Below are 8964 nucleotides of genomic sequence, written 5' to 3'. Positions count from 1 at the left end.
TACGGCATCACCGGCACGACCGAGAGCGCCCGCCTCGGCCCCTGCCGCAATCCCTGGAACCCGAACCACATCGCCGGCGGCTCCTCGGGCGGCTCAGCCTCGGCGGTGGCGGCCGGCATGGTCCCGCTCGCGCACGCCTCGGACGGCCTGGGCTCGATCCGCATCCCGGCCGCCTGCTGCGGCCTCGTGGGCCTGAAGGTCACGCGCGACCGCAACCCCAACCTGCCCGACGGCTACGACTACACGATGGGCAACGTGGTCGATCACGTGGTGAGCCGCACGGTGCGCGACAGCGCCGCCATGCTGGACGTCACCGGCGTGCCCGAGCCCGCCTCGCCCTACCCGTCCCCGCCAAAGGAACGCCCCTACGCCGAGGAGATCCTGCGCAGCCCCGGCAAGCTGCGCATCGCCTGGTCCGGCGAGACCCCGACGGGCCGTCCGATCGATCCCGAGATCCAGGCGGCGCTGGAGCGCACCGCCGCCCTGCTGAAGGGCCTGGGCCACGAGGTCATCGAGCGCGGCCTCGGGATCGACTACCGCGCGCTCTACGCCTCGCGCGGACCGGCCGCGGCCGCCAACTTCGCCGCCGGCATGGCGCGGCTGATCGAAGAGGTCGGCCGCGAGCCTGAGGAGCATGAGCTGGAGCCCCTCACCTGGGCCTCGTTGAAGGCGGGCCGTCGCCAGACCGGCGCCGACGTCATGCGCTCGCTGCAGGACACGCGGATGCTCAACCGCCTGACGCTCGCGGCCTTCGAGGACATCGACGTCTACCTCTGCCCGGTGATGGGCACGACCGTCCCCGAGATCGGCCACATCGATCCGGTGAACCTGGCGCCCAAGGAGGTGAACCGCCGTCAGGGCCGCATCTTCCCCTTCACTCCGCCCTTCAACTTCTCGGGCCAGCCCTCGATGAGCCTGCCGCTGGAGATGTCTGGGAGCGGACTGCCCATCGGCATGATGTTCACAGCCAAGTTCGCCGACGAAGCGACCCTCTTCCGACTCGCCGCGCAACTTGAGAAGGAAGCCCCATGGGCGGGACGCCGTCCGCAGGTCTGGGGCTGATGGATTTCTGGACGCGACGCAATTGGATGACCCTGGCCGCGCTCGGCGGCTTCGTGGCGGTGGCGGTGGGCGCGTTCGCGGCCCACGGCGTCCAGGATCCCAAGGCGCAGGAATGGCTGCGCACCGGCTCCACCTACGGCTTCATGCACACCATGGCCACCTTCGCCTCGGCCACCTTCATGCAGGTGGGCGCCCGCCGCGCCCGGCTCGCGCCGGCGTTCTTCCTGTCGGGCGTCGTGCTCTTTTCGGGCTCGCTCTACGCCATGGCGCTGGGCGCGCCGCGGTGGCTGGGCATGGTGACGCCGATCGGCGGCCTGCTCTTCCTGATCGGCTGGGGCGTCCTCGCCTGGGCCGCGCGGGGCGTCGATCCGCAGGCCTAGTCGCGCCGCAGCGCCAGCGCCCGCAGACTCACCGCCGAGCCCACCAGCGACGCCAGCATGACCACCGCCATGGCCCGCGGTGAGCCGTCGTGGAAGAGCGCCGCCAGGCTCGCGGCCGCCGCGCCGGTGGCGAACGACAGCGTCCCCATCAGCGCCGAGATCGCGCCGGCCCGGGTCGGGTCGACGTTCAGCGCGCCGGCCATGGTGTTGCCCTGCATGAAGCCGTAGCTCGACAGCAGCAGGAACAGCAGCGGCAGCACCGTCCACTGCCCGCCGATCCCGCTCACCGCCGCCAGGGTCAGCCCAACGCCGAACACCGAGGCGACGACGCTGGCGCGCAGCAGCACCTGGTCGGGCGTGAACCACCGCAGGATCATCCGGTTCACCTGCCCCGCCCCGATCACGCCCAGCGCGTTGAGGCCGAAGATCCACGGATAGACCGCCGGCGAATGGCCGTAGGTCCCCATGATCAGCCCCGGCGACGAGGAGATGTAGGTGAAGAGCGTGGCCCCGTTCAGGGCGCCGCACAGCGCGTAGCCGATGAGCCGGGGGTTTCGCAGCACCGCGGCGTAGGACTGGAACGGGTTCTCCCGCGAGGCCTGGATCGCCGTGGCCTCCGAGCGCGACTCCCGGAGACGCAGGATGGCGGCCAGCCCGATCGCCACCCCGAAGGCGGTCATGAACCAGAAGTTCAGCGGCCAGCCGCCGAACGCCAGCAGGCCGCTGCCGAGGATCGGGGCCAGGATCGGCGCCAGCCCCATGATCAGCATCATCAGGCTGAGCATCCGGGCCGTCTCGGTGTGGTCGAACTGGTCGCGGATCACCGCCCGCGACACCACCCCGCCCGCACACGCGCCCAGCGCCTGCACGAAGCGGGCGACCAGCATGAAGCCGATCGACGTGGCGAGCGCGCACGCGACCGAGCCCGCAATGAAGATCGCCGCGCCCAGGATCAGCGGGACGCGCCGTCCGATCCGGTCGGACCAGGGCCCGTAGAACGGCTGGCCCACCGCCATGCCGGCCAGGAAGGCGGCCACCGTCGCCTGCGCCTGCGACGGGTCGGCCTTCAGCCCCGCGGCGATCGCCGGCAGGCTGGGCAGGTACATGTCGATGGCGAGCGGCCCCATGGCCGTCAGCGCGCCCAGCAGGATGACGAGGCCCCATGGCGTCGGCACAGGCGTTCCCTGGCCGGGCGCCGAAGACGGATTGGCGGACGTCACGGCGCCTGACCTAGTAGGAGGCAGAGGTTCCAACAACCCGGGGAGAGCAAGAATGTCGGCGCTGGAGACCATGATGCCGCCGGTGCAGCGCGCGGCGGTGAACGGCGTCGAGATCGCCTACTACGAGGCCGGCCCGCGCCAGGGCGTCCCCGTCGTGCTCTGCCACGGTTTTCCCGAGCTGGCGTTCTCGTGGCGTCACCAGATCAAGGCCCTTGCCGACGCCGGCCACTGGGTGATCGCGCCCGACCAGCGCGGTTATGGCCTGTCGTCGAAGCCCGACAAGGTCACCGACTACGACATCGACCACCTCACCGGCGACATGGCCGCCCTGCTCGACCACCTCGGAGTCGAGAGGGCGATCTTCTGCGGCCACGACTGGGGCGGCATCGTCGTCTGGCAGATGCCGTTGATCCACCCCAGCCGCGTGGCCGGCGTCATCGGCCTCAATACGCCCTTCATCCCCCGCGCGCCGGCCGACCCGATCGTGATCATGCGCAATCGCTTCGGCCCCGACATGTACATCGTCTGGTTCCAGAACCCGGACGAGCCGGAGGCCGTGCTGGGCGCCGACACCACGAAGACGATGTCCTTCTTCATGCGCCGGCCGGCGGCGCTGCAGGCCGCGGCGCAGCCCAGCGCTTCCGGCTCCACCTTCGCCTTCAAGGATCTGCTGCAGCAGTGGGATGGCGCCGCGGACCCCCGGGACCCGCTGCTCACGCCCGACGAGCTCGCCGTCTTCGCCGACTCCTTCCGGAACGGCGGCTTCTTCGGCCCGGTCAGCTGGTACCGGAACTTCACCCGCAACTGGGAGCGGGCCGAGACCCTGCCCACGCGGATCGACGGGATCCCGTGCCTGATGATCACCGCCGAACTCGACGCCGTGCTGCCGCCGTCGGCCGCCGAGCCCATGCCGGCCTTCATCGGCGACCTCGAGACGAAGCTGGTGCGCGGTTCGGGCCACTGGACACAGCAGGAGAAACCGGACGAAGTGAACAGCCTGATCCTGGACTGGCTGGACAGGCGTTTCCCGAAGTAGAAGGCCTGAATGGACCGAACCGCCTCCGCGCCTGCCGTCTCCGCCACCCAGAACCGGCGCGGCCTGTTCCCGGACAACGAACCGTACGCGAGCGGCTGGCTCTCCACGGGCGGTCCGCACGAGGTCTTCTACGAGGAGTGCGGCAATCCGAAGGGCAAGCCCTGCGTGATCCTGCACGGCGGCCCGGGCGGGGCGATCAACCCGACCATGCGGCGCTTCTTCGATCCCACGAAGTGGCGCATGGCGCTGTTCGACCAGCGCGGCTGCGGCCGTTCGCGCCCCAACGCCAACCTCGACGACAACACCACCTGGGCGCTCATCGACGACATCGAGCGGCTCCGCGAGCATCTCGGCGTCGAGAAGTGGTGCGTGTTCGGCGGCTCCTGGGGCTCCACCCTCGCGCTGGCCTACGCCATCAAGCATCCGGAACGCGTCGAAAGCCTGGTCCTGCGCGGCATCTTCCTGCTGACGGAGCGCGAGCTGCGCTGGTTCTACCAGGACGGGGCCTCGATGATGTTCCCCGACGCCTGGGCCCGGTTCTGTGCGCCGATCCCGCCCGCCGAGCGCGGCGACATGATCGGCGCCTACCACAAGCGCCTGACGCACCCTGACCGCCGCATCCAGGCCGAGGCCGCGGCCGCCTGGAGCCAGTGGGAGGGCGACACCATCTCGATCCGCGGCCCCGAGGCGCGGCCGTCGAAGTTCAACGAGATCGACTTCGCCATCGCCTTCGCCCGCATCGAGTGCCATTTCTTCGCCAACGGCGGCTTCTTCGACAGCGAGAACTGGCTGCTCGAGAACGCTGAGGCCCTGAAGGACATCCCCGGCTGGATCGTTCAGGGCCGCTTCGATGTTGTCACGCCGATGGAGAGCGCCTGGAAGCTCAAGACGGCCTGGCCCACCGCCCGCTTCGAGGTGGTCTGGGACGCCGGCCACGCCTCCACCGAGCCCGGCATCGTCGACGCCCTGGTCCGGGCCACGGATCAGGCGCTCAAGCTCTAGGGGCCGCATGAGCCGCGCCGACCTCGTCCGCGCCTATCTTAAGGCCATCGAGAACCGCAAGGATTCGCTCGCCTTCTTCGCCGAGGACGCGGTGCAGGAGGAGTTCCCGAACGCGCTCGTCCCCAATGGCGCGCGGCGCACCCTGGCCGACCTGCGCGAAGCCAACGCCCGCGGCCGCGACGTGCTCACGTCCGAAAGCTACGAGATCGTCAACCTGGTGGAGGCCGGCGACCTGGTGGCCTGCGAGGTCCTCTGGCGCGGCGTCCTGGCCGTGCCGATCCGCAGCTTGAAGCCGGGCGACGTCATGAAGGCCCGCTTCGGCGTCTTCTTCGAGTTCGCCGGCGACAAGATCCGCCGCCAGCGCAACTACGACTGCTTCGAACCCTTCTGAGGCGCTAGACGAAGCTGCCCTTGCCGCTCGTCACCTCGGCGTAGCGGTGCACGCGGACGGACTGCACCAGCCCGAAGCCGATCATCACCGTCAGCATGACGGTGCCGCCGTAGCTCAGCATAGGCATCGGCACGCCGACGACCGGCGCCAGGCCCATCACCATCGCCCCGTTGATCATGACGTAGAGCGTGAAGGTCGCCGTCACGCCGGCCGCCGCCAGCCGGCCGAAGTGGCTGTGGCTGAGGTACGAGGTGCGCAGCGCCATGAAGATCGCCGCCCCATAGAGGATCAGCACCGACATGCAGCCCACGAAGCCGAACTCCTCGGCCAGGGTGGCGAAGATGAAGTCGGTCTGCTTCTCGGGCAGGAAGTTGAGCTGGCTCTGCGAGCCCAGGCCGTAGCCTTTGCCCAAAAGGCCGCCCGAGCCCAGCGCGATCATCGACTGCAGGATGTGGTATCCCGAGCCCGACGGATCGCTCTCGGGGTCGAGGAAGGTCAGCACCCGCTGGCGCTGGTAGTCGTGCATCACGAACATCACGAACGGCGGGACGATGGCCAGGAAGGCGGCGACGCCGGCGCCGATGATCTTCCACGACAGGCCCGCCAGCACGACGATCGCGGCGCCGGACATCAGGATGAGCATTGCGGTGCCCAGGTCGGGCTGGTGCGCCACCAGGCCCACGGGCAAGGCGATCATCGTCGCCGGGATGAGGAGCCACCACGACAGCCTGGCCCGCTCGGCCGAGACGCCGTGGTAGAGCCGGGCCAGCGCCAGCACGATCCCCAGCTTCATCACCTCGGAGGGCTGGAAGCTGAAGCCGCCGATGGAAAGCCATCGCTGCGCGCCCAGGCGCACGTCGCCCACCGCCTCGACGGCGACCAGCAGCAGCAGGCCGATGCCATAGACCGGATAGGCCAGCGCGAACCAGACACGGATGTCGATCATCGCCAGCACCAGCATCATCAGCAGGCACAGGGTGAAGCGCGCCGCGTGCTGGGCCGCCCAGGGGCTCCAGGACGAGCCCGCGATCGAGAACAGCATCAGCGCGCCGGCGCCGGCGATCAGGCAGAGGACGAGGACGAAGATCCAGTCGATCTCGGAGAACTTGACGACCAGCCGGTCGCGTTCGCCGGGCCGGGTGAGCGCGGAGACGGTCATGTCGGGCGTCCCGGTCGGGGCGCGGGCGCGGCGGCCGGCGCGGCCGTGGGCAGCGGGCGCTCACCTGGCGGCAGGTCGGAGGGTGTCAGCGGCACCGTGTCCTGCTCGATGTCGGGCGTCATCTCGGGCATCGGCAGCGGCTTCTGCACTCGCGCCATCAGCTCGGGATCCTTGAGCAGGGCCGTGCGCATGATCTCGCGCGCCCGCGGCGCGGCGGCGGTGGAGCCGCCCATGCCGTGCTGGACGATGACGGCCAGCGCATAGCGCGGCGCGTCGATCGGCGCGTAGGCCACGAACAGGCCGTGGTCGCGCAGGCCCCAGACGCCGCCCTTGCCGCGCGAGCCGCCCTTGTCGTAGTTGCGCACCTGCGCCGTGCCGGTCTTGCCGGCCATGAGGATGTCGCCCAGGCCCAGCTGGCTGTTGCGCCACGCCGTGCCCCCTTGGGCCTGGTCGGTCACCGCGGCCATGCCGGCCCGCACGCGGTCGATGTGTTCCTTGGGGAACGGCAGGTCCGGGGCGTCCGAGCCGCGCGGCCGCTCCTTGCCGCCGACCGACTTGATCAGCCGCGGGTTCAGCGCCTTGTACTGGGCGTTGGCCAGCCGCGCCGTCATCACCGCCAGCTGCAGGCAGTTCACCTGCAGATAGCCCTGGCCGATGGCGTACGAGAGGTTCTCGCCGGGCCACCAGGGCTGCATGGCCTCGTTCTTCTTGAAGTAGCGCTTCTTCCACTCCGGGTCGGGCACGATGCCCTTCTTCTGGCCCGGGATGCCGATGTCGAAGGTCTGGCCCAGGCCGAAGGCGCGCGCCGCCTGGGCGATCCGCGTGGGACCGACTCGAAGCGACATGGAGTAGAAGTAGGTGTCGCAGGAGTTCTTGATCGCCTCGTGCAGGTTCTGCGACCCGTGACCGCCCTTCTTGTGGCAGTGGAAGAAGCGGCCGCCGAAGAACATGCCGCCGCCGCAGCCGACGGTCTGCTCGGGATCGATGCCCGCCATCAGCACGGCCAGCGCCGTCATGGTCTTGAAGGTGGAACCCGGCGGGTAGAGGCCCGACAGGCACTTGTCGAGCAGCGGCTTGCGCTCGAAGCCCGCCAGCGCCCGGTACTCGCCGCCGGTCAGGCCGCGGACGAAGCGGTTGGCGTCGAACGACGGGGCCGAGGTCATGCAGAGGATGTCGCCGGTGCGGCAGTCCATCATCACCGCCCCGCCGCTTTCCTCGCCGAACACCTCCAGGGCGCGGTTCTGGATGTCGACGTCGAGGGTGAGCTGGATCTCGGCGCCCGGGGTGGCCGGGATGTCGCCGTTGTCGTCGTGGCGCACCTCGCGGCCGTTGGCGTCCACCTCGACCTTGCGCGCGCCGGGCCGGCCGCGGAGCTCGAGGTCGAGGGCCTTTTCAACGCCCTGCTTGCCGATCCGGAAGCCCGGATGGAGCATGATCGGCTCGGGATTCTTGCCGGCCTTCACGATGGCGTCGATGTCGTCCTTGTTCACCTTGGCCACGTACCCGATCACGTGGGCGAAGGCGCCGCCGTGCGGATAGACCCGCACCTCGCCCATATCGGCGGTGACGCCGGGCAGCTCGGGCGCGCGGACGTTGATGGCCGAGAACTGCTCCCAGCTCATGTCCTCCATGACCGAGACCGGGGCGCGCTTGGGCGCCGAGTTGATGTCGCGCAGCAGGCGGCGCTGGCGGGTGTCGTCCAGCGGCACGTAGTTGGCCAGGGTCTTCAGCGTGGCCTCGGTGTCGAGGCCCTTGTCGCGCGCCACCATCAGCCGGAAGTTCGGCCGGTTCGCCGCCAGCACCGCGCCGTTGCGGTCGACGATCAGGCCGCGGGGGGCCGGCTGGAGCTTGAAGTTGAACTGGTTCGAGGTGGCGAGCTTCTCGTAGCGCTGGGTCTCCAGCAGCTGCAGATAGGCCAGCCGGGCGCCCAGCGCGCTGAGGCCCAGGCCCGCGAAGGCGCCCAGCAGGATCGCGCGCCGGTGGAAGACGCCCTGCCGCTCGTTGACCTCTTCGAAGAAGATGGCGGGTTGGGTCATGGCAGGCGCTCTACCGGAACCTCACGTCGGCGTCCTCGAACCGCTCGATGAGCATGTTCGCGAAGGGATAGAGGACGACTGTGGCGAGGAATTGCCAACCCACAGTTACGGGATCGGGGTGCGTCTGAGTGTCCAGCATCGTGAACAGGTAGCCCGAGCCCAGCGCCAGCACCGTCGCCGCCGCATACCAGAGGAACATCATCACCTGCGACTGGCCGGCCAGGATCGAGCGCGCGGCCAGCACCACGCCGTAAGGCAGCAAGAGGCAGACCGCCCAGAAGCCGGTCGGCGAGCCCCACAGGAAGTCGAGGAAAATCCCCAGGACCAGCACCGCCACGGGCCCAAGCATCGAGGGTCGGATCACCGCCCAGGCGAAGGCCAGCGGCAGGGCGAACACCGGCTCGGGCAGGCCCAGGCCGAAGAACCGTAGCGGCAGGGCGAAGATGAAGGTGGCCGCCATGGCGATTAGCATCGGGACCCCGAGCCAGCGCCAGGGCGCGAGCCCGCGCGCGGCGCTGCTGCTCACCGGGGGGCCCCCTCGGACTGGGTGGTTTTCGGCGCCGGGGCCTTGGCCGCAGGCGTCTTGGTCACCGGGGTCTTGGGCGTGGGCGTCGCGGCGGGCGGCGTTGCAGCCTTCGCGGGCGGCGTGGTCTTCGTCGCCGGCGTCGCGGCGGCCTT

9 protein-coding genes are annotated in these 8964 nt (G+C 70.0%); 5 read left to right on the top strand and 4 right to left on the bottom strand.

The features are described 5' to 3' along the window. On the top strand, positions 1-1062 hold a 1062-nt coding region (locus tag VGD44_RS07505), incomplete at its 5' end, for an amidase (protein ID WP_331085474.1). Then, a complete protein-coding gene (locus VGD44_RS07500; protein ID WP_331085472.1) occupies positions 1029-1442 on the top strand; it encodes a DUF423 domain-containing protein in 414 nt (137 codons plus the stop codon). The genes VGD44_RS07505 and VGD44_RS07500, both read left to right, overlap by 34 nt. Here VGD44_RS07500 and VGD44_RS07495 read toward each other — a convergent pair. Beyond that, positions 1439-2617: a multidrug effflux MFS transporter gene (locus VGD44_RS07495; RefSeq protein WP_331085470.1), complete on the bottom strand. Its 1179-nt coding sequence runs from the start codon at positions 2615-2617 to the stop codon at positions 1439-1441. The genes VGD44_RS07500 and VGD44_RS07495 overlap by 4 nt on opposite strands. A 97-nt stretch (positions 2618-2714) precedes the next feature. On the opposite strand from VGD44_RS07495, the gene VGD44_RS07490 reads away from it, so the two are divergent. The 3 genes from VGD44_RS07490 to VGD44_RS07480 are packed head-to-tail and all read left to right on the top strand — an operon-like array spanning position 2715 to position 5091. Next, positions 2715-3698, top strand: a complete 984-nt coding sequence (locus tag VGD44_RS07490) for an alpha/beta hydrolase (RefSeq protein WP_331085469.1) — start codon at positions 2715-2717, stop codon at positions 3696-3698. 9 nt (positions 3699-3707) lie between these two features. After that, positions 3708-4700 (top strand): prolyl aminopeptidase, encoded by a 993-nt coding sequence (gene pip, locus VGD44_RS07485; protein ID WP_331085467.1) that lies wholly within the window; start codon positions 3708-3710, stop codon positions 4698-4700. A gap of 7 nt (positions 4701-4707) precedes the next feature. Next, positions 4708-5091, top strand: coding sequence for a nuclear transport factor 2 family protein (locus tag VGD44_RS07480; RefSeq protein WP_331085464.1), 384 nt, complete (start codon positions 4708-4710; stop codon positions 5089-5091). Positions 5092-5095: 4 nt separating this feature from the next. Here the strand turns inward: VGD44_RS07480 and rodA are convergent, their stop codons facing one another. Genes rodA through VGD44_RS07465 form a run of 3 tightly spaced genes read right to left on the bottom strand, consistent with a single transcriptional unit; the run spans position 5096 to position 8812 of the window. Next, entirely contained in the window at positions 5096-6250 is a 1155-nt protein-coding gene (rodA, locus tag VGD44_RS07475) for a rod shape-determining protein RodA (RefSeq protein ID WP_331085462.1), read from the bottom strand. Further along, entirely contained in the window at positions 6247-8286 is a 2040-nt protein-coding gene (gene mrdA / locus VGD44_RS07470; protein ID WP_331085460.1) for a penicillin-binding protein 2, read from the bottom strand. The genes rodA and mrdA overlap by 4 nt, the downstream gene beginning before the upstream one ends. A 10-nt stretch (positions 8287-8296) precedes the next feature. Then, positions 8297-8812 (bottom strand): hypothetical protein, encoded by a 516-nt coding sequence (locus tag VGD44_RS07465; protein ID WP_331085458.1) that lies wholly within the window; start codon positions 8810-8812, stop codon positions 8297-8299. Positions 8813-8964: the final 152 nt, after the last annotated feature.

The sequence above is a fragment of the Phenylobacterium sp. genome, from assembly GCF_036402295.1.
GTDB lineage: Bacteria > Pseudomonadota > Alphaproteobacteria > Caulobacterales > Caulobacteraceae > Phenylobacterium.
This window is presented reverse-complemented; position numbering and strand designations above follow the sequence as displayed.

Bases quoted from the DNA above. Each gene is read 5' to 3' on its own strand.
- rodA (WP_331085462.1), bottom strand. From the start codon at position 6,250: ATGACCGTCTCCGCGCTCACCCGGCCCGGCGAACGCGACCGGCTGGTC.
- VGD44_RS07480 (WP_331085464.1), top strand. From the start codon at position 4,708: ATGAGCCGCGCCGACCTCGTCCGCGCCTATCTTAAGGCCATCGAGAAC.
- VGD44_RS07500 (WP_331085472.1), top strand. From the start codon at position 1,029: ATGGGCGGGACGCCGTCCGCAGGTCTGGGGCTGATGGATTTCTGGACG.
- pip (WP_331085467.1), top strand. From the start codon at position 3,708: ATGGACCGAACCGCCTCCGCGCCTGCCGTCTCCGCCACCCAGAACCGG.
- mrdA (WP_331085460.1), bottom strand. From the start codon at position 8,286: ATGACCCAACCCGCCATCTTCTTCGAAGAGGTCAACGAGCGGCAGGGC.
- VGD44_RS07490 (WP_331085469.1), top strand. From the start codon at position 2,715: ATGTCGGCGCTGGAGACCATGATGCCGCCGGTGCAGCGCGCGGCGGTG.